This window comes from Rhodospirillales bacterium (genome assembly GCA_018666775.1).
GTDB lineage: Bacteria > Pseudomonadota > Alphaproteobacteria > SMXQ01 > SMXQ01 > JABIXC01.
This window is the reverse complement of the sequence record JABIXC010000017.1, coordinates 378582-402804: the sequence shown is the minus strand read 5'-3', so window position 1 is coordinate 402804 and position 24223 is coordinate 378582. Positions and strand designations below refer to the sequence as shown.

General features: G+C 51.9%; 23 protein-coding genes and 1 tRNA gene. 18 read left to right on the top strand and 6 right to left on the bottom strand.

Annotated elements, in window-relative coordinates; genetic code table 11:
• The first annotated feature begins 201 nt into the window (after positions 1-201).
• The 4 genes from rplM to HOJ08_09905 all read left to right on the top strand — a co-directional run bounded on the left by rplM (position 202) and on the right by HOJ08_09905 (position 2962).
• The gene (gene rplM / locus HOJ08_09920; GenBank protein MBT5673746.1) at positions 202-666 is read left to right on the top strand and encodes a 50S ribosomal protein L13; all 465 of its coding nucleotides are present in this window, start codon (positions 202-204) and stop codon (positions 664-666) included.
• A gap of 1 nt (position 667) precedes the next feature.
• Positions 668-1240, top strand: coding sequence for a 30S ribosomal protein S9 (gene rpsI / locus HOJ08_09915; GenBank protein ID MBT5673745.1), 573 nt, complete (start codon positions 668-670; stop codon positions 1238-1240).
• Positions 1241-1368: 128 nt separating this feature from the next.
• Entirely contained in the window at positions 1369-2418 is a 1050-nt protein-coding gene (locus HOJ08_09910; GenBank protein MBT5673744.1) for an N-acetyl-gamma-glutamyl-phosphate reductase, read from the top strand.
• Positions 2419-2431: 13 nt separating this feature from the next.
• Positions 2432-2962: a gamma carbonic anhydrase family protein gene (locus tag HOJ08_09905; protein MBT5673743.1), complete on the top strand. Its 531-nt coding sequence runs from the start codon at positions 2432-2434 to the stop codon at positions 2960-2962.
• Here HOJ08_09905 and HOJ08_09900 read toward each other — a convergent pair.
• The gene (locus tag HOJ08_09900; GenBank protein MBT5673742.1) at positions 2945-3784 is read right to left on the bottom strand and encodes an alpha/beta hydrolase; all 840 of its coding nucleotides are present in this window, start codon (positions 3782-3784) and stop codon (positions 2945-2947) included. The two genes, HOJ08_09905 and HOJ08_09900, sit on opposite strands and share 18 nt — an antisense overlap.
• The gene (locus HOJ08_09895) at positions 3781-5028 is read right to left on the bottom strand and encodes an LLM class flavin-dependent oxidoreductase (GenBank protein MBT5673741.1); all 1248 of its coding nucleotides are present in this window, start codon (positions 5026-5028) and stop codon (positions 3781-3783) included. Before HOJ08_09895 ends, HOJ08_09900 begins: the two co-directional genes overlap by 4 nt.
• A gap of 274 nt (positions 5029-5302) precedes the next feature.
• Here HOJ08_09895 and HOJ08_09890 point away from each other — a divergent pair, with 274 nt between their 5' ends.
• The 11 genes from HOJ08_09890 (at position 5303) to HOJ08_09840 (ending at position 17915) form a co-directional block, all read left to right on the top strand.
• The gene (locus HOJ08_09890; GenBank protein MBT5673740.1) at positions 5303-6457 is read left to right on the top strand and encodes an OmpA family protein; all 1155 of its coding nucleotides are present in this window, start codon (positions 5303-5305) and stop codon (positions 6455-6457) included.
• 99 nt (positions 6458-6556) lie between these two features.
• Positions 6557-7780, top strand: coding sequence for an LL-diaminopimelate aminotransferase (locus HOJ08_09885; protein MBT5673739.1), 1224 nt, complete (start codon positions 6557-6559; stop codon positions 7778-7780).
• Entirely contained in the window at positions 7777-9069 is a 1293-nt protein-coding gene (locus HOJ08_09880; GenBank protein MBT5673738.1) for a homoserine dehydrogenase, read from the top strand. Before HOJ08_09885 ends, HOJ08_09880 begins: the two co-directional genes overlap by 4 nt.
• A 96-nt stretch (positions 9070-9165) precedes the next feature.
• The gene (glpX, locus tag HOJ08_09875; GenBank protein MBT5673737.1) at positions 9166-10134 is read left to right on the top strand and encodes a class II fructose-bisphosphatase; all 969 of its coding nucleotides are present in this window, start codon (positions 9166-9168) and stop codon (positions 10132-10134) included.
• Between the two features lie 17 nt (positions 10135-10151).
• On the top strand, positions 10152-11936 hold the full coding sequence (gene recJ / locus HOJ08_09870) for a single-stranded-DNA-specific exonuclease RecJ (protein ID MBT5673736.1): 1785 nt from the start codon (positions 10152-10154) through the stop codon (positions 11934-11936).
• Positions 11937-11950: 14 nt separating this feature from the next.
• Positions 11951-13153, top strand: a complete 1203-nt coding sequence (locus tag HOJ08_09865) for a YeeE/YedE family protein (protein ID MBT5673735.1) — start codon at positions 11951-11953, stop codon at positions 13151-13153.
• Positions 13154-13296: 143 nt separating this feature from the next.
• A tRNA-Glu gene (locus HOJ08_09860) sits at positions 13297-13372 on the top strand.
• Between the two features lie 198 nt (positions 13373-13570).
• On the top strand, positions 13571-15184 hold the full coding sequence (locus HOJ08_09855; GenBank protein MBT5673734.1) for an ABC-F family ATP-binding cassette domain-containing protein: 1614 nt from the start codon (positions 13571-13573) through the stop codon (positions 15182-15184).
• A gap of 182 nt (positions 15185-15366) precedes the next feature.
• Positions 15367-15666 (top strand): CBS domain-containing protein, encoded by a 300-nt coding sequence (locus HOJ08_09850; protein ID MBT5673733.1) that lies wholly within the window; start codon positions 15367-15369, stop codon positions 15664-15666.
• A gap of 405 nt (positions 15667-16071) precedes the next feature.
• Positions 16072-16467: a hypothetical protein gene (locus HOJ08_09845; GenBank protein ID MBT5673732.1), complete on the top strand. Its 396-nt coding sequence runs from the start codon at positions 16072-16074 to the stop codon at positions 16465-16467.
• Positions 16468-16601: 134 nt separating this feature from the next.
• Complete coding sequence (locus tag HOJ08_09840) at positions 16602-17915, top strand: hypothetical protein (protein ID MBT5673731.1); 1314 nt, start codon at positions 16602-16604, stop codon at positions 17913-17915.
• Positions 17916-17982: 67 nt separating this feature from the next.
• Here HOJ08_09840 and HOJ08_09835 read toward each other — a convergent pair whose 3' ends face one another.
• Positions 17983-18912, bottom strand: coding sequence for an ABC transporter substrate-binding protein (locus tag HOJ08_09835; GenBank protein ID MBT5673730.1), 930 nt, complete (start codon positions 18910-18912; stop codon positions 17983-17985).
• Positions 18913-19078: 166 nt separating this feature from the next.
• Here HOJ08_09835 and HOJ08_09830 point away from each other — a divergent pair, with 166 nt between their 5' ends.
• Both HOJ08_09830 and HOJ08_09825 read left to right on the top strand, forming a co-directional pair.
• Positions 19079-19480, top strand: coding sequence for a hypothetical protein (locus HOJ08_09830; GenBank protein MBT5673729.1), 402 nt, complete (start codon positions 19079-19081; stop codon positions 19478-19480).
• Between the two features lie 37 nt (positions 19481-19517).
• The gene (locus HOJ08_09825; protein ID MBT5673728.1) at positions 19518-21425 is read left to right on the top strand and encodes an ABC-F family ATP-binding cassette domain-containing protein; all 1908 of its coding nucleotides are present in this window, start codon (positions 19518-19520) and stop codon (positions 21423-21425) included.
• Here the strand turns inward: HOJ08_09825 and HOJ08_09820 are convergent.
• The 3 genes from HOJ08_09820 to HOJ08_09810 form a co-directional block, all read right to left on the bottom strand.
• A complete protein-coding gene (locus HOJ08_09820) occupies positions 21408-21746 on the bottom strand; it encodes a hypothetical protein (protein ID MBT5673727.1) in 339 nt (112 codons plus the stop codon). The genes HOJ08_09825 and HOJ08_09820 overlap by 18 nt on opposite strands.
• An 18-nt stretch (positions 21747-21764) precedes the next feature.
• Positions 21765-22835, bottom strand: coding sequence for a hypothetical protein (locus HOJ08_09815; protein MBT5673726.1), 1071 nt, complete (start codon positions 22833-22835; stop codon positions 21765-21767).
• A 61-nt stretch (positions 22836-22896) separates the two neighbouring features.
• Positions 22897-23307, bottom strand: a complete 411-nt coding sequence (locus HOJ08_09810) for a hypothetical protein (GenBank protein ID MBT5673725.1) — start codon at positions 23305-23307, stop codon at positions 22897-22899.
• A gap of 77 nt (positions 23308-23384) precedes the next feature.
• Between HOJ08_09810 and HOJ08_09805 the strand changes: the two genes are divergently transcribed.
• The gene (locus HOJ08_09805) at positions 23385-24134 is read left to right on the top strand and encodes a glucose 1-dehydrogenase (GenBank protein ID MBT5673724.1); all 750 of its coding nucleotides are present in this window, start codon (positions 23385-23387) and stop codon (positions 24132-24134) included.
• The last annotated feature ends 89 nt before the right edge of the window (positions 24135-24223 follow it).

Here is a 24223-nt window from a genome sequence, read left to right as displayed (position 1 = left end):
AGGAGGGGAACCGTTACGGTACTATAGTAACCCAGCTGCAAGCATTGGAAAATAAACGGTTTTTGCAGTTGACTTGGAAAATTTCTCTGACATACTCCGCCACCTTATTAAGGCGGACGGTATCAGACCCATCTGCCACTGGCAATTAAGACGCAAGACATTGAGGGCATTGGGCCCAAGTGTTTTTTGGAAGGAAGTATTATGAAAACGTTTACTGCAACGCCAAAGGATATTGACAAGAAATGGATTCTTGTCGATGCCGAAGGCCTTGTTCTTGGCCGCATGGCTTCGATCATCGCATTGCGGCTTCGGGGCAAGCACAAGACCACGTACACCCCGCATATGGATTGTGGTGACAATGTCATCATCATCAATGCAGAAAAGATCGTTATGACGGGCAACAAATTGGCCAATAAGAAATATTATCGCCACACCGGTCATCCCGGCGGCATCAAGGAAACGACGCCAGAAAAGATTTTGGCGAGCGATCATCCCCAGCGGGTTGTGGAAAAAGCCATTGAGCGCATGATCCCCAAAGGTCCCCTTGGTCGGCAACAGTTGAAAAATCTCCGGGTTTATGCCGGCAGCGAGCATCATCATGATGGTCAGCAGCCGGAAGTCCTGGACATTGGGTCTATGAACCCGAAAAACACAAGGAGCGCCTAACATGGCTGAAGAAGAAAAAGAAGCCGTGAAGACGGAAGCACCGACAGAAGCAGCAGTTGAAGCACCTGCAGAAGCAGCTGAAGAAACAAAAGTGATTACCGATCTTGCTGATCTTGGCGCTGCAACGGGTGTGGAAGCATCCAGTGTTGTCGTTGAAGAAGTATTGCCTGAGCCTAAAATTGATGCTCAGGGGCGTTCTTATGCCACCGGTAAACGCAAAGACGCCGTTGCCCGTGTTTGGATCAAGCCCGGTTCCGGTGCCTTTTCCATTAATGGTCGCACCCAGGAAGTCTATTTTGCCCGTCCTGTGCTTCGCATGTTGATCAGCCAGCCGTTTACGGCTGTTGAACGCCTCAATCAATACGATGTTTTTTGCACCGTATCGGGTGGTGGTTTATCCGGTCAGGCCGGGGCCGTGCGTCACGGCATTTCCAAGGCGCTGACAATGTTCGAACCCGGATTGCGCGCGGCCTTGAAGGCGGGTGGATTTCTTACCCGTGATTCACGTGTTGTGGAACGGAAGAAATTTGGCCGTCATAAAGCACGACGTAGCCATCAGTTCTCGAAACGCTAAACCATTTGGTTTGCACCTTATAAAAGGGCGCCCCGGATGGGGGCGCCCTTTTTGTTTTAGACAGTGATGAAAGCCATCATGTAATGTGACGCGTGAATGCGCGTAAATGCTGAGCAAAGGAAGACGTTATGAAACCCGCAACATCTATCCCGGTTGGGATTCTCGGGGCCTCTGGCTACACGGGTGCGGAATTGGTGCGCCTATTGGACCTGCATCCAAATGTGGACATCCAGCTGTTGACGGCGGACCGCAAGGCGGGACTTGGCATTGAACAGGTGTTCCCACATCTGGGCGGCACAGATTTGCCAGACCTGACAAAAATCGAAGATGCTGATTTTTCTGGCCTCAACACAGTATTTCTGGGTCTGCCCCATGGCACCACCCAGGACGTCGTTGCAAAATTGCCAGATCACTTGCGGGTGATCGATCTATCGGCTGATTTCAGGCTGTCAGATCATGCCACCTATGCGAAATGGTATGGCCACGATCATCGGGCACCTGATCTTCAAAAAGATGCCATCTATGCCATTCCGGAATTGAACCGCGATGCCATCAAGGCCGCGCGGATCATTGCCAACCCGGGCTGTTATCCCACGGCGAGCTTGTTGCCGCTGGTGCCTTTGTTGGAATCTGGTTTGATTGAGGCTGATGACATTATCATCGATGCAAAGTCCGGCGTGTCCGGCGCGGGCAGGGGGGCGAAAGAAGAAACCTTGTTCACAGAAGTCTCCGGCGGCATCAATGCCTATGGCGTTGGCCACCATCGCCACGTGTCAGAAATCGAACAGGAACTCTCCCTTGCATCAAAGGGTGATGTGACCGTCACCTTTACGCCTCATCTGGTGCCCATGAACCGGGGCATCCTGGCGACCATTTATGTCCGGCTTTCTGGCAAGACAACCGCCAAAGACCTGCGGGAAAATTTATGCGCAAAATATAGCTCCGAGCCTTTTGTCAGGGTTGTGCCCGAAGGCATGACCCCATCGACGCGCCACGTTCGGGGATCAAACCATTGCTTGATGGGTGTCTTTGAAGATCGGATTAAAGGCCGGGCGATTATTGTCTCGGTGATTGATAATCTGGTCAAAGGTGCCGCGGGCCAAGCCGTGCAAAATTTCAATTTGATTTCCGGATTGCCAGAGATTACAGCCCTTCAACAACATCCACTTTTCCCGTAAGGAACGTTTTATCATGATCAGACCCTTTAGTGGCACCAGCCCAAAAATTGCCGATAACGTCTTCGTTGCCGAAACCGCGGCCGTCATTGGCAATGTAGAAATTGGCGAAGGAAGCTCCATCTGGTACGGCGTCACCATTCGGGGTGATGTCAATGAAGTCCGCATTGGCAAAAATACCAACATTCAAGATGGCACGGTGATCCATGTTGATGCCCATGGCGAACACTGGAACGGGATGCCCACACACATTGGCGATAATGTCACCGTTGGTCACATGGCCATGTTGCATGCGTGCACATTGGAAGATGGTTCTTTCGTCGGCATGTCAGCAACAGTGCTGGATGGTGCGGTGGTTGAAACCGGTGCCATGGTTGCGGCCGGTGCTGTGGTCACACCGGGCAAACGCGTTCTTGCCGGACAGCTTTGGGCCGGGATGCCTGCAAAACACATGCGTGATTTATCAGAAGAAGACATCGCCTATTTTCAGGTGTCAGCCGATCATTATTCCGAACTGGCAGGTAAGTACTTAGCCGAGGAATCCTGAAACCAGCGCCCCAACCCCTAAGGGGTCTTCGAGATGGGCGGCATGGCCCACACCCTTCACCACTTGCAGGCCAGATGCACCCCTTAGGCCATTGGCATAGGCTTCGCCGTGGCTGATAGGGACCAAATGGTCTTTTTCACCCCACAGCACCAATGCAGGGCAGGTGACCCGGTGCAGGCGGTCGACCAAGGGTCGGTTATAAAAGTATGGCGGCTTGAATCCGATAAAAGAACCGAACCGCAGCATTTGATAGCGCCGAACCTCGTCTTCCATTTCACCGCGCCCATTGGGGTAGAGTGCCCGAGCAATTTCATGGTCGCTGTCTGAAAAAAGCATGTGCCTGAAATCACAGTAATCAACCCCGCGTGCAGGCTGGGCCATCATAAATAGATCGCCAATAGACGCGCCTTTGACAAACAGGCCACTGGCCCCGATCAGGACAAGGTTGTTAATTTTTTCCGGGTGACGCACAGCGATCTCAGCGGCGATCCAGCCACCCATGCAATGGCCCACCAGATCGAATTGATCGAGCCCCATTGCATCAAAGACATCCAGATAATGAAAGACCGCATCTTCAATTTCATCCAGGTCTTTGTATTCATCGGTGCCTGCACAGCCGGGGTGGGCGGGGGCAATCAGTCGGCGGTTAATGCTCAGTCCTTCGTGGAAGGGGGCGGGGTTTTCCATGACCCCATGAAGATCAGCAAACCCATGCAGATAAACCAGTGGCGCACCATCACCCATTTCCACAACATCGACACCGCGCCCACCATCGGGGCCGTTCACAGTTATGGTATGGCGGTTGATTTTTGGAGCGGTCATTTTGTGGTTTCCATTTCGGCCAGGTCTTCTTCCATATAGGGGAACTTTTCAGCAAACACTTTTGCCGAATATTCGCGCAGGCGGGGGGCGACCTTCGTTGCAAAACGCTCCATCGATGCGCGGGTAACATCATCGGACATGTTGCCAATGTGGAACTGGATCAAAAGATTGCCGACGCTTGAATTATCGATCAGTTCTTTTAAACGCTCATACACGGTGTCAGGGCCGCCAACGATGATTGAATTTGAACTGTCCAGTTCTTCCCAGTTTTCAGCATCCCCCAAAAGCTTGCGCCCGGGCTGTGATGTTTCAAGATACTGCCGCCATGCTTTGGTTGGGATATATGGCACACCCGGACCAAAGGTCAGTTGCCGGCCTTCGGTGCGCAGGTGACCCTTCAGACAATTTTTAAGGAAATACCAAACCCCTTCTTCGCATTCATCACGGGCTGTCGCATCTTCTTCGCCAACATAAACCGACAGCAAAATCCCCATGCGGAAGGGATGGTATCGTTTACCGTGGTCTTCCAGCACTTTTGCAAATTGATCTTTGGCTCGCCCCGTGGCGCTGCCATGGCTGCGCGATGACAGGAAATAGCAATATCCACGTTTGGCACATTCGATCAACGTGCCCGGAGATCGCGATCCGGGAACCCAGACCGGGGGATGGGGTTTCTGCAGGGGCTGGGGCCATGGATTGACATAGCGCAGCGGGAAATTTTTGCCTTCATGGGTGAAAGGCCCATCTTCGGTCCATGCACGGACAATCAGATCAAGTGATTCCCAAAACTGATCCCGTGATTTGGCCGACGGCACATTATAATTGAACGTTTCCGGACCACCACCCGGGGCAAAGCCCGCAATAATGCGCCCACCCGACATCATATCCAGCATGGCGTATTCTTCGGCCACCCGCATGGGATTCATGTGCAATGGCAACAGATTGCCAAGGACGACAATTTTGCCGTTGGTGGTGACCTGGGTCAGGGCTGCGGCAATCAGATTGGGGGATGCCGCCATGCCATAGACATTTTGGTGATGTTCGTTCAGGACAAAGCCATCAAACCCCAATTGATCGGCCAGAACCATCTGGGCGATATACTCCTGATACAGGCCTTTTGATTTTTGAGAATCCCAAAGCGAATTGGGAACCGTCACCCAAGCAGAATCATGCTTTTCATCAAAATCGTCAGGCAGATGGGGGTAAGCCATGAAATGCCAGCAGAACAGCTGGGCTGGGGTCATTGATTGGGCACTCCCTGATATTTACTTTTTTATTGTTCTCAAAATTCTATCACGGGTTCCGATGTGGCGGCAAGAGAGGGGAAGTAAGCTTTTGTTAACCATCCTTTACGATTTTAGGGTATTAATTTAATACTGCCATGGTATCCGGTTTCATATAGCTCTAGGCTGGAACTTGAATTGTATGATGCGTGGATGACAGGTCTGTTAGGACCGGATTGTTAGGGGGGGGCTTCGCATGGCGTTGAGGTGTTTTCCCATAGGTGGAGGAAGCCAAATGGCGAAAAGCCAAAAAAATCGGTCTAAAAACCGTAAGGTAATCATTCATATAAGTGTGATGGCAGCTTTGTCGATCACCCTTGGGGCTTGTTCTTCGGTGCCCGATTGGGCCAATCCGGTGGAATGGTATCAAGATACCTCTGATTGGATTTGGGGGGATGATTCTTTTTCAACCGCCAAAAAGGCCCGTACAGTTAATAAAAGAAGGGGCAATGAAATCCCCGGTGCCGGAAAGTCTTTCCCTAGCCTTTCTTCCGTGCCGCCGCGCCCCGTTGGCATCGCTTCATCGACTCAGCGCAGCACGATAGAAGGTGGACTGGTTGCCGACAGGGCTCAGGCCCGCCATGCAGCCCTTGCCCCCAGCAATCTTCCGCGCAGGGCGCGTGTCGCTGGCTCACCGCCGCCGCCGGTTATTGCCGCCCCACCTGCCCCTAAAGGCACACGATCATACAGATCATCCAGTCAACCTTCTGCACCGCCCCAACGCAGGCGGGCGCAGCGCTTAACGCGCCCTGTATCAAACGCCCCATCCGCAGCTTCATTGGCACAGACGGGTAGCATCAATGAAACCATGCGCTTGGCCATTGCCCAACAAGATGGCAAGCGTCCTGTTTCGTCGTCGGTGCCATTGATAAAACCCATCACGCAGCGCAGCGCAGCTATGGCACCAGCGCCGATCAGGCGTAACACCATGCCGGCATTGTCCTCTCAACGTGGGGGCATCAAATTGACCCCACCACCCGGGGTCCAGGCTGGTAGCTCGATGCATCATAAGGCCGCTTTTTCACCTGCCGCATCGACCGCGAAAGTGGGCGTTGTTCACTTTTCTCATGGGTCATCTAAAGTATCAGGTAAATCACGTAATCAATTGAAAAGTATTGTTAAAAAATTCAAGGAACGGGGGGGGGGTGTGCGCGTGGTTGGCCATGCATCAAGCCGGACTCGTAACACCGACCCTTATACCCATCGCATTACCAACTTTCGGCTTTCGATGGCACGGGCCGACATCGTTGCAAAACTGTTGATGCAATATGGGGTTCCGGCAAGCAAATTGATCGTGATCGCCCAAGCGGACAGCCAGCCAATTTATCACGAATTCATGCCGTCAGGTGAGGCGGGCAATCGACGGGCCGAAATTTATCTCGATTATTGAGCAAGCAGGCGTTAAACCACATCGCCCGGCAGGCATTTTTGCTTTGTCTGTCACGCTTTGGTCGCAATCTGCGGTCAGTCTTTGGCTTGGATCATGGATATGGATGAAGAATTTCAGAGAATAAAGCGTTTACCGCCTTACGTTTTCGCAGAAGTTAATGCGATGAAGGCCCGCGCGCGTGCGGCGGGGGACGATATCATTGATTTTGGCATGGGCAATCCTGATCAGCCAACGCCTCGCCATATTGTGGACAAGCTAATTGAGGTAGCCCAGGACGGGCGTACCCATCGATATTCCAATTCCCGTGGCATCACGGGATTGCGCCGTGCCCATTCGGCTTATTACAAGCGCCGTTTCAATGTTGATATTGATCCAGAATCAGAAAATATTGTCACTTTGGGGTCCAAAGAAGGTCTGGCCAATCTGGCACAGGCCATCACGGCACCCGGTGATGTGATTTTGGTGCCCAATCCCAGCTATCCGATCCATCCCTATGGATTCATCATAGCGGGGGCCAATGTCCGTCATATTCCCATCGGTCCCGGGGTGGATTTTCTGGCTGGTCTTGAGCGCGGGGTCAAAAATTCAGTACCACCGCCAACGGCGTTAATTCTGAATTTTCCGGCCAATCCGACGGCGCAGGTTGTTGATCTGGATTTTTATGGTCAGGTTGTTGATTTCTGCCGTTTTCACGGTATTTACATCTTGTCGGATCTTGCTTATGCGGAAATTTATTATGATGACCCGCCGCCATCGATCCTCCAGATTCCGGGAGCCAAAGACATTGCCATCGAATTTACGTCGGTCAGCAAAACCTATTCCATGCCGGGCTGGCGCATTGGCTTTGCTGCGGGGAACAAACGCCTGATTCATGCCCTGACCCGGATCAAATCCTATCTGGATTATGGTGCGTTTACGCCCATTCAGGCCGCCGCAGCTGCGGCGCTGAATGGGCCGCAGGATTGCGTTGAGGAAATCCGCAATCTGTATCGTGAACGGCGTGATGTTCTGGTGACCGGCATGGCGCAGGCCGGTTGGGATATACCGCCCCCTGCCGCGACCATGTTTGCATGGGCACCCTTGCCTGAGCAGTTTAAGGAAATGGGCTCTCTTGAATTTTCCAAGCTATTGTTGCGTGAAGCCAAGGTTGCGGTTTCTCCCGGCGTTGGCTTTGGGGAATATGGAGATGGTTATGTTCGGATTGCGCTGGTTGAAAACCGCCAGCGTATTCGCCAAGCTGCGCGCAATGTCAGGCAATTTTTCCGGGCATCGGGCGTTCCGCCCAAAAACAATCCAGAAAATGAAAAGGCGAGCGCGTCTTGAACAACCCCTTAAAGATTGCTGTGGCTGGTCTTGGCACGGTTGGGGGGGCAACGCTTCAACTGATTCAAGCACAGGCTGATATTTTATCCCAACGCTGTGGGCGGGACCTTGTGGTCACCCATGTCAGTGCGCGCGATCGCAATCGTGACCGGGGACTAGACCTTGCCGGTATTGCCTGGGTCGATGATCCAATGGCCCTTGCCACCACCGATAATATCGATGTGGTGGTGGAACTTATTGGGGGTTCCGAAGGGATTGCCCGTGATCTGGTGGAAGCATCGCTTAAGGCTGGCCGTCATGTGGTGACAGCCAATAAGGCCCTCATGGCCCATCATGGTAACGCACTTGGGCAATTGGCTGAGGGCGCGGGTGTGTCATTGGCGTATGAAGCAGCCGTGGCAGGCGGCATTCCCATCATCAAGGCCCTGCGCGAAGGGCTGGCTGGAAACCGGATTGAACGCGTTTACGGCATTCTGAACGGGACGTGTAATTACATTTTGTCCACCATGCGTGATCAGGGTCTGGGATTCGATGCGGTTTTGGCCGATGCCCAGGCATTGGGATATGCCGAAGCCGATCCCGGTTTTGATATTGATGGTGTTGATACGGCCCATAAGCTAGCGATCCTGACCGCAGTGGCGTTTGGGTGTGAAGTTGATTTCGACGCTGTTTATACCGAAGGTATCCGCCATATCACGGCCGATGACATCAGTTTTGCCGACGAACTGGGATACCGCATCAAGCTTTTGGGGATTGCGACCCGGATCAACGGTGCGATTGAACAGCGGGTCCATCCCTGTTTGGTGGCCGATGTAACGCCCATTGCCCATGTTCCGGGTGCTTTTAATGCCGTGGTCGCCGATGGCGATTTCGTCGATAGCACGGTTTATGAGGGCAAAGGGGCAGGGGGCGGTCCAACGGCATCGGCGGTTGTTGCTGATTTGGTGGATATTGCCCGTGGTTCCCGGGTGCCAACCTTTGCGGTTGGCGTCAATGATTTGGCTAAATCAAGCCCGGCACCCATGGAAGATCATGTCGGGGCCTATTACATTTGCCTGACCGTGCGCGATGAACCGGGCGTTATGGCGGATGTCACAGCGGCGTTCAAGGATCAGTCTATTTCCCTTGAATCCATGCTTCAGCGTGGCCGTTCTCCGGGGGAACCCGTTCTGGTGGTTCTCATTACCCATGAAACCCGTGAGGCATCCATGGTGGCCGCGCTTCAACAAATTGGAAAGTTATCCACAATGTTGTCCGCGCCACGCATGATTCGCATGGAAGCGCTGTAAACTATCTTTATAATGGCCCGGTCTGGTTAGCTGACTGGCGGCTGGTAATCGTTACCAAAAATTCAATATTTGGGGGTGAAGAGTATGGATACAATCATGGACCGCAATTTGGCGCTTGAGGTTGTGCGTGTGACAGAGGCCGCAGCACTGAGTGCTTCGAGGCTTATGGGTCGTGGTGATGAAAAGGCAGCCGATCAGGCTGCTGTTGACGCCATGCGCAATGCACTCAACAGCCTTGAAATAGACGGTACTGTGATGATCGGCGAAGGGGAACGCGATGAAGCGCCCATGCTGTATATCGGTGAAAAGGTCGGGAAGGGCGGACCAAAGATCGACATCGCCCTTGACCCACTGGAAGGCACGACCATTACAGCCAAAGGCGGCAACAATGCCTTGGCGGTGATTGCCATGGCCGAAGAAGGCGGCTTTCTGAATGCACCGGATGTTTACATGGACAAAATTGCCGTGGGCACCGGGCTTCCTGAAGGGGTGGTTGATCTTGATGAAACCCCGGCCACCAATTTGGCCGAATTATCAAAGGCACTGAAGCGCGATGTTTCCGATCTTTTGGTTTGTATTCTTGATCGTCCCCGCCATGAAGAACTCATCCGTGATGTTCGCGCCTCCGGGGCACGGATCATGTTGATTTCCGATGGTGATGTTTCTGGTGTGATTGCAACGTCTGAACCCAATAGCGGTGTCGATATTTATATCGGTTCCGGTGGCGCGCCCGAAGGGGTTTTGGCGGCAGCGGCGCTTCGTTGTATTGGTGGTTTCATGCAAGGCCGTTTGATGTTCCGCAATGATGATGAACGGGGCCGTGCCGCAAAATGGGGCATTGATGACCTCAATCGTAAATATGAACTTCTGGATCTTGCATCTGGCAATGTCATGTTTGCAGCGACGGGTGTTACCGATGGTGCCATGGTGGATGGGGTTCGGCGTTTTGCCCATGGGGCAACCACCTATTCCATCGTGATGCGTTCCAAGACCGGAACCATTCGTCGCATCGAGACCCAACATAACTTTGATATGAAATCTGGTTTTGATCCTATGGATTCATAAGGTTTGATGGGGGCCTAATGACAGGCAACGTATCAGATTCTTTTTCCGTTGAGCGCTCCTTTGGGGGCATGAACTGGCGCCCGCGACTTGAAGATGGTCGTGAATCGTTGATGCTTGCCCAGCGGCTTGAATTGCCGGAATTGCTGGCAAGGGTGCTGGCTGGTCGCCACATTGGTGCCGATGATGCTGCAACTTTTCTGAACCCGACCTTGCGCGATCTATTGCCTGATCCGGCGCATCTGAAAGACATGAATGTTGCGGCTGGGCGTTTGGCAGACGGGGTTGAAAAGGGCGAAGGCATAGCCGTTTTCGGCGATTATGATGTGGATGGCGCAACATCTTCGGCTGTCTTAAAACGGTTTTTTGCAGCCCTTGGCGTTGATTGCAATGTCTATATTCCGGACCGCATCAAGGAAGGCTATGGCCCCAACGGGGCGGCCTTGCTGGAACTGCAGGCACGCGGTGCAAAGATCGTGATCACGGTTGATTGTGGTATCAGTGCCTTTGAACCTTTGGCCATCGCTGCCAAGGCCGGTCTGGACGTGGTGGTGGTGGATCATCACGTGGCCGAACCGGCATTGCCCGATGCCTGCGCCATCATCAACCCCAATCGTCTGGATGATGACAGTCCTCATGGCCAGTTGGCGGCTGTGGGCGTTGCCTATCTTTTGGTGATTGCGGTTAACCGGGAATTGCGCAATCGGGGCTTTTATAAAAGCCGGGCCGAACCGGATATGATGCAATGGCTGGACCTGGTGGCATTGGGCACGGTGTGTGATCAGGTAAAATTGACGGGCGTCAATCGTGCGTTGGTGGCCCAGGGCCTGAAAGTACTTGCGACAAGAAAAAATCCTGGTCTGGTGGCCCTGGCCGATGTTGCCCGTTTAGAATCCCGGCCCGAAGCATGGCATCTGGGATTTCTTTTAGGTCCCCGGATCAATGCCGGCGGAAGGGTGGGCCAGCCCGATCTTGGCAGCCGATTGCTCAGCACCGATGACAGAGCAGAAGCATCCGACATTGTTAAGAAACTAGATGGCTTTAATACCGAGCGCCGCGAAATAGAAGCGCGGGTTTTGGAAGAAGCATTGTTGAAGGCCGAAGAAAATGACATGGGCAATCAGCCTTTGATTTTTGTGTCAGGGGATGGTTGGCACCCGGGCGTTATTGGCATTGTTGCCAGCCGGTTGGGTGAACGCTATCACCGCCCGGTTTGTGTTGCGGGCATTGATGGGGATGCGGCCAAGGGGTCAGGACGATCTATTCAGGGAATAGATTTGGGTGCCACCGTGATTGCTGCACGCCAAGAAGGGCTTTTGATCAATGGGGGTGGCCATGCCATGGCTGCAGGATTCACCGTGGCCCGCGATCGCATGGATGAATTGCGCGATTTCATGATCACACGCATTGCCGCCCAGCAAGCAGCGCTGGGTGAAGAACTGGGGCGCATTCTGTATTTTGATGGTGCGCTGACCCCCGCTGGGGCAAATCCGGAACTGGTTCATGAGATTAACCGCCTAGCCCCCTTTGGTGCCGGCAATTCAGAGCCGCGCTTCGTGCTGGCCGGGGTGCGCATCGGCAAGGCTGATGTTGTTGGGGAAAATCATGTGCGTTGTTTTGTAACCGGTCCCGATGGCGGGCGCATAAAAGCCATGGCATTTCGCACCGCAGACCGGCCTTTGGGCAAGGCTTTGCTTGAATCAGGCGGTTTGCCTATCCATTTGGCCGGAAAACTTCGGATTGATGACTGGATGGGTAAAAACGGGGTGCAGTTTTTGATTGATGACGCAGCGCCTGCTTCCTGATAAAACCCCCTTCCATGGCTGATCAAACTATCCCATCCCTTGAAAAACCGACGCGTTTGCCTACGCAAACGGTGCCTGTTGTGGCGCTTGTCGCGGCTTTTGCTGTTGCGGCAATAAGCCTGACGATGGCTGGGGACATCCGGCCCGGATTTCTGGTGATCATTGGCGGGTTGATGGGGGTGGCGCTTTATCACGGCACCTTTGGCTTTACCTGGAGTTATCGTCAAGCCGTCCTGACCCGTGATGTGACAGGCATTCGTATCCAGCTGATTATGATTGGTGTCGCCAGTTTGTTATTTGCACCGGTTTTGGCCAAGGGCTCTGCTTTTGGCCATGGCGTTGGTGGGTCCTTGGCACCGGCCGATCTGGAAGTCGTGATTGGTGCGTTCATGTTTGCCATCGGGATGCAGGTGGCCGGGGCCTGTGCATCGGGCACGTTGTTTACCGTTGGGGGTGGCAATGTCCGCATGGTTATCACCCTTGTTTTCTTTTGCATCGGCGGATTTCTGGCCACGTTGAATTTTGGCTTCTGGCAGTCTATGCCCGGGTTTGGCACGGTTTCTTTTGCCAAACTATGGGGCTGGGAAGTGGCGGTGCCGCTGACCTTGACCCTGTTGGGGCTTGCCTGGGTCGGGCTTGGTCGTTGGGGCAGGGAACCCAAACCTGCGCCAGATTTGCCCCAAAACCAGCAAAATTCAGGCCTGAAGCGCATATTTTTTGGACCATGGACTGTCTTGTGGGCTGGGCTTGCTTTGGCTGCATTGAATTATGCCACCCTTGTGGTTGCGGGCCACCCTTGGTCCATTACATGGGGATTGACCTTATGGGGTGCCAAGGGGGCCATGATCCTCGGTTGGGACCCCACAGGAAGCGCATTTTGGTCCGGAGGCTTTACAGGCCGTGCATTGGCGGCACCGTTCTGGAAGGATACGACATCATTGATGAATGTTGCCATCATTGGCGGCGCCATGTTGGCGGCCAGTCTTGGTGGGCGATATCGGCCAGGATTTACCATTCCATTGCGCCCCATTATTGGTGCCGTGATCGGCGGATTGTTGATGGGATATGGGGCAAGGCTCGCTTATGGCTGTAATATCGGGGCATTTTTTTCGGGCATTGCTTCGCAAAGCCTTCATGGCTGGATCTGGATTCTTTCGGCTTTTGCCGGAACCTGGGCGGGTGTCAGGCTTCGCCCTCTTTTTGGGTACGAAAATTAGGCCTTTAATCGGTCCGTTTTTGGCCAATCTTGGCATTTGTAAAAGTAATCTTTCAAAAAGGGTGGAAACGGCTTGATTTTGGGGCGGAACCCCCTTAAGTCATGCCCCTGAGAACGCGCTTGCAAAGGTTGCGTTCTCCCGGCGACCCCATCGTCTAGAGGCCTAGGACACTGGCCTTTCACGCCGGCAACACGGGTTCGAATCCCGTTGGGGTCGCCAATTAAATTGGTAACGCAACATTGTGCTTCTGGGAGTCCTAGGCCTTCGAGTGCAGTGGTGAAAAAATCGTCGTCGTTATACCCAAGTTGGCTTCAGTTACCACTGAAGCCACTTTTATCTTCCGACATCGAGAATGCTTTCCAACGCGATTCATTAATCCGTTTCGCGCCGATGTAACCATGTTTGGATAAATGGCCCATGTTGAACATTGATAACGTCACCATCCGTATTGCGGGTCGCGAAATTATTGGTGGCGCTACGGCGAGTTTACCAGCAGGGCGGCGTATTGGTCTTGTGGGTCGCAATGGCGCGGGTAAATCGACGCTGTTGAAGATCATTCTAGGCCAGCTGAGCACCGATGGTGGCGATGTTTCATGGCCCAGAAATTGGAAAATAGGGGCGGTGGCCCAGGAAGCGCCGGGCAATGATATCAGCCTGCTGGACACAGTTTTGGCCGCTGATCATGAACGCGAACGCTTGCTTGAAGATGCCGAAACGGAAACAGACCCTGATGCGCTGGGCGATATTTACACGCGTCTTGCAGACATTGATGCCTATTCGGCACCGTCCCGCGCGGCTTCTATTTTATCGGGCCTTGGCTTTGCCGAAGAAGAACAACTGCGCCCCTGTTCGGAATTTTCCGGGGGTTGGCGCATGCGTGTGGCACTGGCGGCCATTTTGTTCGCAAATCCTGATCTTTTGTTGCTGGATGAACCAACCAACTATCTGGATTTAGAAGGGGTGTTGTGGCTCCAGGACTTCCTGAAACGCTATCGCGGCACGGTTTTGATCGTCAGCCATGATCGCGATCTTTTGGATAATGCCGCTGAATTTATTTTGCATCTCGAACATGGCAAGCTCTCCCTTTATACCGGTGATTATTCAACCTTTGTTACCACGCGCACTGCCAAGCGCGCCCTTGATGCAGCATTTGCCAAAAAACATGAAGCAGCGCGCGCCCATATGGAGGCTTTCGTTAATCGCTTTAAAGCCAAAGCTTCAAAGGCCCGCCAAGCCCAGAGCCGTATGAAGGCTTTAGCAAAAATGCAAACCATTGAGCTGCCTGTGGACGAGCGGGTGGCACCGATCCGCATTCCAAAGCCAGTGGAAGCCAGCCCCCCCTTGATCAGCATGCATGGGGCATCTGTCGGCTATGAGCCGGGCAAACCGATTTTGTCGAACCTTTCCATGCGCCTTGATCCCGATGATCGCATTGCATTGCTGGGTAAAAACGGCAATGGCAAATCAACCATGGCCAAATTGCTGGCCGATAAACTTCCCTTGATGGGCGGCGAGCTGGTGCGGGCCAGAAAATGGGTCCCTGGCTATTTTGCCCAGCACCAGTTGGAAGAACTGGACGGGTCGTTAACACCGGTCCAGACCTTGGCCCAATTGCGCCCGAAACTCCCTATGGAACAGTTGCGCACACAATTGGGGGGCTTTGGTTTTTCGGCCGATAAGGTTTTGACCAAAGTTTCAGATTTATCTGGTGGAGAGCGTGCCCGATTGATGCTGGCGCTGGCCACATTGGACAAGCCCAATATGTTGATTCTAGATGAGCCAACCAACCATCTGGACATCGATGCCCGAACAGAATTGCTGACGGCGCTCAACAATTTTGCAGGTGCGGTTATTCTGGTCAGCCATGATCGGCGCTTGCTGGAAGCGACCACGGATAAGTTCTTGCTGGTTTCCGATGGAAGGGTAGAGCCATTTGATGGGGACCTTGATGATTATCATCGATTCCTCTTGTCTGGCAAAAACACGCCGACAAAACGCAAACAGTCCGGCAAATCTGGCCGCGCAGCTTAAAGCCCAACCTATGATGTGATCCGGGGCCTGCTTTTTGATTGTGTCCGTATGTCAGCGGCTGATGTTTTTTCATCAAGTTATATATTCGAATTAGGGCCATATTAACCAATGCCCGCCATGATTCCTGCCATAATCGCACAAACATGCGAATTGGTATGCGAATTGGCAAGTGAGGCAATTAAATGACTGTTACCGTTTCTGATGTTATCGACATGGACCGTGGGTTAATTGGCCCGGTCAGGCCGGGCTCATCGCTTGGGGATGCCAATAAATTAATGGTTGAAAATCGGATTGGTGCCTTGGTGGTGGTTGACCAGAACGACCTCCTTGTTGGTATTATTTCAGAACGAGACGTGACACGGGGGCTTCAGGAATTCGGGTTGGATGTCCTTGATAAATTGGTTGGCGATGTGATGACCAGCAATGTCATCAGTTGTAACCCGGCTACCGATATTCGGGATGCAACGGATATGATGATCTAAAACGGTATTCGCCATTTGCCCATCCAGGATGAAGGGAAACCCCTGACCCTGCTTAGTATCCGCGATATTGTCGCGGTTCGGCTGGGGACCCTGGAAGCAGATAATGAACTGCTCCGCGCCCAGCTAGAAGAAATGGCCAAAGCATAAGTCAGCTTTGCTGTTAACTCTTCATTTTAAGCCAGTCTTTTTGACGTAAAATGCATCCCGTATTGCGGGTGTTTTTTATAATGCCCCTAATTTCTGCATACGACCAATTCAAGAGAACGCATCGCTGCACCCGTTTTAATTGCATAAAATTCAACCAATTACCCTCTATATACAGTGAGTTAGTGCGTATTGATGCTTTCAAGCGTAGCGGGTTGCGATATAGTACAACCATAAGAGAATCATCGAAAACAAGTATGGGTGGATCAACACCCATGTTCTGGGGGGCGTCAGGCTGATTCCAAACGCCAGATTTTATTTACAGATAAAAGCCAGGTTTCCTTGCGGGCAGTACAAACGCGGGCATTTGATACCACCGACAATAATAAATTGCTGCGCGCCGTTATTGCCACATTGCAGGATCTTGGGTTTGTGGTGGATATAGCAGACAATATATTGGGCACCGTCAGTGCCACAAAGTTGGATGGGTATCGTATGCGTATGACCGTGACCTTGCGTGGCCGTACAGGTGGTCAGACGGCCGTTCGTTCCAGCGCCCAGCATAATTTGGTTGCTGTCAGTGATGCCAAGCCATACCAGCAATTTTTTGCAGCCCTTGAAAAAGCCCTGTTCCTGACCGCCCACAAGGTGGATTAGGGCCATCTGATCAAGTTCCAATAGGGCCCAGTGGGTCTGTCAGGATGTTTAAACTGATTGCAGTTACATGGGGGAGTGTTAGGCTCAATGTATAAAAAGAAAAAAACGATGAATTTTATACAGGGAGATATGAAATGAATACTTTTAAAGGATTGGCTGTTGCGACCTGTGCGGCGGCATTATGTCTGGTATCAGCCCCCCAAGAAGTTTCTGCTGATGCCATTGCAGATTTCTACAAAGGCAAACGGGTCAAATATATTCAAAGCTCCCCCCCGGGTGGTGGTTATGACACCTATGGCCGGACGCTTGCCCGCCACATGCCCAAACATATTGCCGGACACCCAACGTTTATTGTCCAGAACATGCCCGGCGCCGGCGGCATCCTTGCTGCTAATTTTATATATAACATCGCCCCCCAGGACGGCAGCGTCATTGGTGGTGTTCAGCGCACCGTCCCCATGGCTCAGATCATGGGGCACAAGGGACCTAAATTTATTTCGACCAAGTTCAACTGGTTGGGCAGTGTGAGTAGTGAAGCGGGCGTTTTGGTGGTGAACAAGAAGTCACAGGTCAAGACCCTTGAAGACGTGTTCACGAAATCGGCCTTCCTTGGCTCAACCGGGCCCAGTGATACTGAAATTTATCCAGCCCTGATGAACAACCTGATGGGCGCCAAGTTCAAGATCATTCGGGGCTATCCAGGCTCACCTGATGTCCATCTGGCAATGCAGCGTGGAGAGACTCACGGCATCAGCCAGTCCTGGTCATCGTTCAAGGTTCTGAACAAGCGGGGAATCAAAGCAGGGAAGTTTATCTTCCTCGCCCAATTGTCCCTGACCCAGAATCCCGAACTGCAAAAAATGGGTATCCCGTTGATCATGGATATTGTTGATCGCAAGCATGTGTTGCCGGACTTCAGTGTTGAAGAAGCCAAGACATACTGGAAGCTTATGCTGGTTTCCAAGGCGATGGGACGCCCACACGTGGTTGGTCCAAATGTTCCAAAGGCCAGGGTTAAGGCCTTGAGAGCTGCCTATATGGCGACCGTCAATGATCCTGGATTCATCAAAGATGCCAATGCCCAGGGCCGCGAAGTGACGCCGCTAAGCGGGGATGATGTGCAAAAGATGATTATGGAAATTGCTTCCACGCCGAAACCCATCATCAAAAAGCTGGAGACCATGATCACCTATAAAGGTGCGGTCAAAAAGGTTGTCGTCAAACTGGCACGCCACACCGGAAAGGTCACCAAGACCAAACGGGGTAACCGGCGGATTTACCTTATGTTTAAGGGTAAAGAAGTGAAGGCCAAGGTTTCTGGTTCCAGAACCAAGGTCACCCTGAATGGCAAGAAGGTCAAACGCAAAGCCGTCAAGGTTGGCATGACATGCACGTTTGTCTACAGCCGTGCCGGTGCCGAAGCTAAGCAAGTGATCTGCAAAAACTGATCATTTTTAAAGCTGTCATTTAAATCACGCGCCCCGAAGCCCTATGGCTTTCGGGGCGTAGTGGTTTTCAGGACACGTTATATTTGCGTTCCATATCCTTGAAAAATCCATCGGCTTTCAATGCGTCGAACACAGATGAATCCATGTGATCATCAAGGTTGGAGCTGGCACCAGGAAAATCGCCGGTCATATCTATGGCGGCAAGGATATTTTCGGCACCTTTGCGGGTCATGTTGGCATTTGGGGGTGTTAATTTCCTGAAATTTTCATAGCTGGTTTCAATAACATTTGCGTCTGTTAGCCCCAATTCATCTGCCAAGACGGCCTTGGCCTGCCGGGGGTTGCTGATGGCCAGATAATTGCCTTCAACGGTTGCCTTCATGAATTGTTTGACGGGTGCAAAATTATTTTCCAGATAGACCTGATCCACGACAAGCCCGGTATAGAGCCAAGGAATTTGGTCAGCAAATAAATCCATGATCGGGGAAAGCCCCAGGCTTATCGCCTTGGAACGATGGGGCTCACCCAACATGGTTGCCTGCACCGTGCCATCAAGCAACGGGGCAAGGCGCTCAACACCAACTTGCTTGATGGTGATATCAGTACGGTTCAAGCCAAGCTTTTTTAAGGCCAAAGTGGTGGTCAGGTCACTTTCAGAGCCGGTGCTGCTGATGCCAACATTTTTGCCTTTGAGGTCATTGGCATCCTTCACACTGGGGGATAAAAACATTGCACTGCGAACAATGTTGCTAAGCGATCCAATGGTGGTGACGTTGGCACCTTGTGCATTGGCGCGCACAACCGATGACATGCCAATGTGCATTAGATGAACTTTGCCTGAACTCAGCGCCGGTCCGGTTTCAGTGCCGCCGATCATATCGACGATTTCTAAATCCAATCCCTGTTCTTCATAGAACCCTGCAGCCCGTGCCACCCAGATGGCAAGGAAGGTATTGGCCGGTGTTGTTTTTCCGATTTTGAAGGGGATGAGAGTCATTCAGTTCAGCTTTCAATTTGTGCGAACCATTTTATGCATGTTAATAAAAAATTAACCATCAATTGACGCGCCCTGAAAATTCATCATAACATACTTATGTAATCATATGGTTCTTAAGAAACCGATGATTGCATTGTAATTAGTTGCGTTCAGGTGGGGACAGTAAATGCTTGTATGGTCTGATAGTTATATGATCGGGGTTGATGAGATCGACCGTGATCATCAAACATTATTCGATATCGTTAAAGAAGTTGAAATCGCGGCACAAGCGGACGAATTGGATAAATGTTCAAAATTAGTTGATGCCTTTTTAGAGGCATCCAGAAGGCATTTTGAAGCAGAGGAAAGCCTTTTATCAAAAGAAGAATATCCCGATGTTGAGGCGCATAGCCATTATCATCGCGATATGCTTGATAAGGCGAAAGCTTTGAAAATGACCTGTGCCGAGGAGGTCGAATCCGGCAAGATCATCAATTGTTACATTGATACGGTTTCTTTGCTGTTGGATGATGTGGTCAAGGGGGATTCCCAGATCAAATCCTATCTCCAATTCAGGAAAAATCGCTAGCAACGATTTATTTCAGGTATACTGATCATCAAATTTAATGTGCGCAATTTTCGCGCATTTACCTGATTTCTGGCATCTATCATTCATGGCTTCTTCTGCACCAATTCTGGCACTTAAAGATGCGCGTCTTGCCTTTGGTGACAAGCTTCTTTTCGATCAATTGTCTTTGTATGTATCGCCCCGTGACCGTTTGTGTCTGGTTGGGGCCAATGGTACTGGCAAATCGACCCTGATGAATTGTCTGGCGGGGATGCTGGAACTGGATGTTGGGGAACGGTTTGTGCAGCCTGGCACCACCATTGCATTGGTGCCCCAAGACATTGCCGTGCCAGAAGGAGAGCGGGTGATTGATTTCGTCCGTGGTCTCGATGAAGTGCGCGATGGTGTGCGTGGAGAAAAGACAGTGTTATCAGAACATGTTGCCGAACAGACAATGGTTCGCCTTGGGCTCAGCACCGACATGGTGGGGGGGCCGTTATCGGGGGGTGAAAACCGCCGCGCAGCCCTTGCCCGTGCCATGGCACGCCAGCCGGATGTGTTGTTGTTGGATGAGCCCACCAACCATCTTGATCTTGAAGCCATCAAAACACTGGAAACCGCCCTGAACGGCTATCCCGGAGCATTCATTTTAATCAGCCATGACCGGGCTTTTTTGAATGCCGTTTCAAGCGCAACCCTGTGGCTACAGCGCCGCCACCTTTTGCGGATGGATCATCCGTTTTCTGAATATGAAAACTGGTCTGAACAGATCATCGATCTTGAAATAAAGGAAAATAAAAAGCTTCATAAATTAATTGATCGGGAAACTGAATGGCTGCACCGTGGCGTGACAGCCAGACGAAAACGCAATCAAGGCCGGTTGCGAAATCTGAAAGACCTGCGTGAAACCCGTCGTTCACGACAGGTGGGGCGCACCACGGTTTCCATGGGCGCATCCGAAGGCCCCCCTGCATCTCAGCTGGTTGCTGATATTCACCGTATTGGAAAACAGTTTGATGGCCCCGATGGCACCGTGATTGAAATCGTTTCAGATTTTTCGACGCGCATCATAAAGGGGGACCGCATCGGATTGTTAGGTCCCAATGGCGCGGGCAAGACCACAATGCTGAAGATGTTGTTGGGCGAATTAAAACCAGATACTGGCCGTGTTAAAATGGGCCAGCGCACAGAACCGGCATATTTTGATCAGGCCCGTCGTGAAATTGATATCACCCTGACGCCTTGGCAGTTTTTATGCCCCGAAGGCGGCGATCAGATCAATGTCCGTGGCAATGCCCGTCATGTGGTTGGGTATCTCAAAGAATTCATGTTTGATGAAGACGATGCCAGGTCATCCATTGCCACCCTTTCCGGTGGACAACGAAATCGGTTAATGCTCGCAAAAATACTGGCTGAACCTTCAAACCTTCTGGTCCTTGATGAACCGACCAATGATCTTGATATGGATACCCTTGATCAGCTCCAGGAAACTTTGTCGAATTACGATGGAACGTTGATCGTGGTTAGCCATGATCGCGACTTTTTGGACAAACTGGTGACCAGCTTGATCGTCATGGAAGGGGCCGGGGACACCCGGGAATATGTAGGCGGCTATGATGATTATTTGCGCCAGCGCAAAACATTTGGTCCGAAAAAAATATCCACGAAGGATGTTGGCGGGAAGGGCGCCCTAAAAACCCCGACCAAATCTAAAGACGCCACGAAACTGACCTACAAGGACCAACGGGAATTGGATGGTCTGCCCAAGGTGATTTCAAATCTTGAAGCTGAAATTATAGATTTGAATGTCCAGTTGGATGATCCGGAATTCTTTCAAAAGAACGCGGATGGTTTTGCGAAAGCTGCCGCACGCCTGGAGCAGGCAAAGATTGACCTTATGGCCAGTGAGGAACGCTGGCTGGCGTTGGAAGCCATGCAAGAAGCCTTTTTAGCCGGAAAGATTTGACGCACATCCAACACAGGTTGTGAGCACGGGATCAAGGGTCAGGCGTTTTTCCGGTATTTCCTCATCACAGATTGCGCAAAATCCAAAATCATCACCGTCTATGCGCTTTAGCGCAGAGCGAAGTGCGGTGATCCGCACCGAGCGGCGCCGGTGCGTTTCTGCACTCATGGCTTGGACCTGCATCGCGTCCATGCGTGACAACCGCCCGACGGATTGCTGGTCCAGTTCCACGGGTGCGCGTGAAGCCTTGGTCTCTTCATCTTGGGCTTCTAATGCCCGAAGCTCTTCCTCGATCTGGAGGCGAAGGGGATCAAGGTTCATAAGGTTTGCGCCATTTTTCTACGGCAGGATGTTCTTGGCGGTATAGCGCTGTTCCCAAGTGGGGATGACATCCTTGTTATAGACAGAAATAGGCGTTTCACCGCGCAGTGCTTCTAACACCCGTTGGGTCGCCCAAATCAGCCCGGGGTGCAGGCCGCCGCGCAGGTTGGATGACACCATATGAGGCGACAGCAAAACCTTGTCTCCCATGGTCAGGATGCGGGCATCAGCAGTGAGGGGTTCATCTTCAAACACGTCCATGGCGGCCGATGCAATATGGCCTGATTCCAGTGCATCACAAAGCGCATCGCCATTGACAACCTGACCACGGGAATCGTTGATCAAGATGGTGCCTTTTTGGCATTTGGCAATGGCCGCTTCATCAAACATCTGGCGCGTTTCAGGGGTCAGGGTAACGTGGAAGGTGATGATTTCTGCCCGCGACAACAGCGTGTCGTAATCGACCCGTTCAACGCCCAGTTCTTCAAAATGCGAATCAGGGACATAAGGATCACAGGCAATGATGGGACAGCCCCAGGGTTTTAGTAATTTTGCAACCCGGCTGCCAATGCGGCCCATGCCAACGATGCCAACTGTCATACCGGGATAGCCATCTGATTCGCGCTCCCCTAAATACAGGCCCTGAAGCTCTGGCTTGCGCCAGATGCCTTTTTTCATAGAGACATCGCGTTCGCGGGCCTGTTTTAAAATGGTCAGCATCATGGCGATGGTGCCTTCGGCAACCCCGCCCCAGTTAGATTCTGTAGGGGCGTGCGTTACCAAAACATTGCGCGCCGTGGCGCTGCCCAGTTCAACATCATCAACCCCGATGGTGCATTTGGCAACGATGCGTAAATTTGGTCCGGCTGCATCCATAATCCGCCCTGAAATGGGGCAAGATCGGATAGAGGTGCCCATCATGGCAACCGCGCCCTTGGCCATTTCAATCATTTCGTCTTCGTTATTGCCGTGGGGGTCGTGCCAATCGGCCTTCCCCAGAACCAGTTCACAACCGGCATCTTTGAAGGCGTCTTGCCATTCGGTATTTTCCAGAATGGGCGCGAAGACAAATACTTTGGGCTTGGACATGTGGGGACTCCCTGTTTGTTCGTTTTTTATATGGGCTGCGTTTCGCATACCCGAATATTTATTATAGCCCCGCTGCAGGGCCAGTGCATTCAGTGATTTCAACACCATTGCCATCTGGATCATAGAAATAGATATGCCGGCCGGGAAAGGTGTTGTGCTGGTCCAGCTTTCCAATGGGCACCATGGTTTCGATGTCATGGGATTCAACAAAGGAAACGGCATGATCGTAATCTTCGGGTTTTACAATAAAAGAATGGTGAAACACGGTGTCGCCATCATCATTGGGGCGAACATGGCGGCCTGTATTGGTCAGCACGAAATAATCATTGCCCGCAGACATGAAGGCCATGGTGTTTTTCTTGTTCACCCGAACCAGTTTGCAACCGACGACATTTTGATAAAAATCGGACGCCCGGTCCAGATCGGTGACGCCAATGGTGAAATGAAGAATTCCCTGTGGCTCTATGGTCATTTTTTCCTCCCAATTTTATCTTTGTTATCGTGTATTATAGGGCAAAACCAACAGGATTAAATAAGGGGAAGTATATTATGGGTAGGCTTGATGGACGCGTTGCGATTGTTACTGGTGCAGGACAAGGGATTGGCGTTGCTTATGCCAAATCTTTGGCAGAAGAGGGTGCACGCGTTGCAGCTGTGGACATTCTGGACCCCACACGGACGGTAGAGATCATCAAACAACAAGGCGGCGAGGCCATCGGCCTGACAGCCGATGTGACGGATACCAAGGCTGTGGCAGATATGGTGGCCCAAACCGTTGATGCTTTTGGTCATGTGGATGTTTTGGCCAACAATGCTGCCGTTTTTTCAGTGCTGGAGCGGGGCCATTTCATGGATATTACGTCCGATGAATGGGACAAGGTGATGAATGTTAATACCCGGGGCGTGTTTGAATGCGTGAAGGCCGTGGTCCCGGAAATGCGCAAGCAAAAATATGGCAAAATCATCAATATTGCCTCTGGCACCGTGTTCAAGGGGTCGCCTGGACTGTGTCATTATGTTGCCTCAAAGGGTGCGGTGATCGCCATGACCCGTGTGATGGCCCGGGAATTGGGCGCTGACAACATTGGCGTCAATGCCCTGGCACCGGGCATGACGATGTCTGAAGGGGTGGAAAACAAGGAAGAATATATTAATTCCACAACACCCAATACGCGGTGTTTCAAACGCCACCAGCTTCCCGATGATCTGACCGGGGCCATGGTGTTTCTGGCATCCCATGACAGTGATTTCATGACCGGCCAGACCATGTTGGTCGACGGCGGGGCGGCCATGCATTAAGGCTGGAATCCCCAACCTATTGTTTTATAGCCATATTATTCGGTCTATTTGACGTGTGTTCGCGGTAAATTTATAATTAGACTTCAAAG

Excerpts from the sequence above, each read along its gene's own strand:
- HOJ08_09895 (MBT5673741.1), bottom strand. The coding sequence starts at position 5,028 with ATGACCCCAGCCCAGCTGTTCTGCTGGCATTTCATGGCTTACCCCCAT.
- HOJ08_09865 (MBT5673735.1), top strand. The coding sequence starts at position 11,951 with ATGGCTGATCAAACTATCCCATCCCTTGAAAAACCGACGCGTTTGCCT.
- recJ (MBT5673736.1), top strand. The coding sequence starts at position 10,152 with ATGACAGGCAACGTATCAGATTCTTTTTCCGTTGAGCGCTCCTTTGGG.
- HOJ08_09890 (MBT5673740.1), top strand. The coding sequence starts at position 5,303 with ATGGCGAAAAGCCAAAAAAATCGGTCTAAAAACCGTAAGGTAATCATT.
- HOJ08_09885 (MBT5673739.1), top strand. The coding sequence starts at position 6,557 with ATGGATGAAGAATTTCAGAGAATAAAGCGTTTACCGCCTTACGTTTTC.
- HOJ08_09855 (MBT5673734.1), top strand. The coding sequence starts at position 13,571 with ATGTTGAACATTGATAACGTCACCATCCGTATTGCGGGTCGCGAAATT.
- HOJ08_09810 (MBT5673725.1), bottom strand. The coding sequence starts at position 23,307 with ATGACCATAGAGCCACAGGGAATTCTTCATTTCACCATTGGCGTCACC.
- glpX (MBT5673737.1), top strand. The coding sequence starts at position 9,166 with ATGGACCGCAATTTGGCGCTTGAGGTTGTGCGTGTGACAGAGGCCGCA.
- HOJ08_09850 (MBT5673733.1), top strand. The coding sequence starts at position 15,367 with ATGACTGTTACCGTTTCTGATGTTATCGACATGGACCGTGGGTTAATT.
- HOJ08_09815 (MBT5673726.1), bottom strand. The coding sequence starts at position 22,835 with ATGTCCAAGCCCAAAGTATTTGTCTTCGCGCCCATTCTGGAAAATACC.
- HOJ08_09905 (MBT5673743.1), top strand. The coding sequence starts at position 2,432 with ATGATCAGACCCTTTAGTGGCACCAGCCCAAAAATTGCCGATAACGTC.
- HOJ08_09840 (MBT5673731.1), top strand. The coding sequence starts at position 16,602 with ATGAATACTTTTAAAGGATTGGCTGTTGCGACCTGTGCGGCGGCATTA.
- rpsI (MBT5673745.1), top strand. The coding sequence starts at position 668 with ATGGCTGAAGAAGAAAAAGAAGCCGTGAAGACGGAAGCACCGACAGAA.
- HOJ08_09835 (MBT5673730.1), bottom strand. The coding sequence starts at position 18,912 with ATGACTCTCATCCCCTTCAAAATCGGAAAAACAACACCGGCCAATACC.
- HOJ08_09805 (MBT5673724.1), top strand. The coding sequence starts at position 23,385 with ATGGGTAGGCTTGATGGACGCGTTGCGATTGTTACTGGTGCAGGACAA.
- HOJ08_09910 (MBT5673744.1), top strand. The coding sequence starts at position 1,369 with ATGAAACCCGCAACATCTATCCCGGTTGGGATTCTCGGGGCCTCTGGC.
- HOJ08_09830 (MBT5673729.1), top strand. The coding sequence starts at position 19,079 with ATGCTTGTATGGTCTGATAGTTATATGATCGGGGTTGATGAGATCGAC.
- rplM (MBT5673746.1), top strand. The coding sequence starts at position 202 with ATGAAAACGTTTACTGCAACGCCAAAGGATATTGACAAGAAATGGATT.
- HOJ08_09900 (MBT5673742.1), bottom strand. The coding sequence starts at position 3,784 with ATGACCGCTCCAAAAATCAACCGCCATACCATAACTGTGAACGGCCCC.
- HOJ08_09820 (MBT5673727.1), bottom strand. The coding sequence starts at position 21,746 with ATGAACCTTGATCCCCTTCGCCTCCAGATCGAGGAAGAGCTTCGGGCA.
- HOJ08_09825 (MBT5673728.1), top strand. The coding sequence starts at position 19,518 with ATGTGCGCAATTTTCGCGCATTTACCTGATTTCTGGCATCTATCATTC.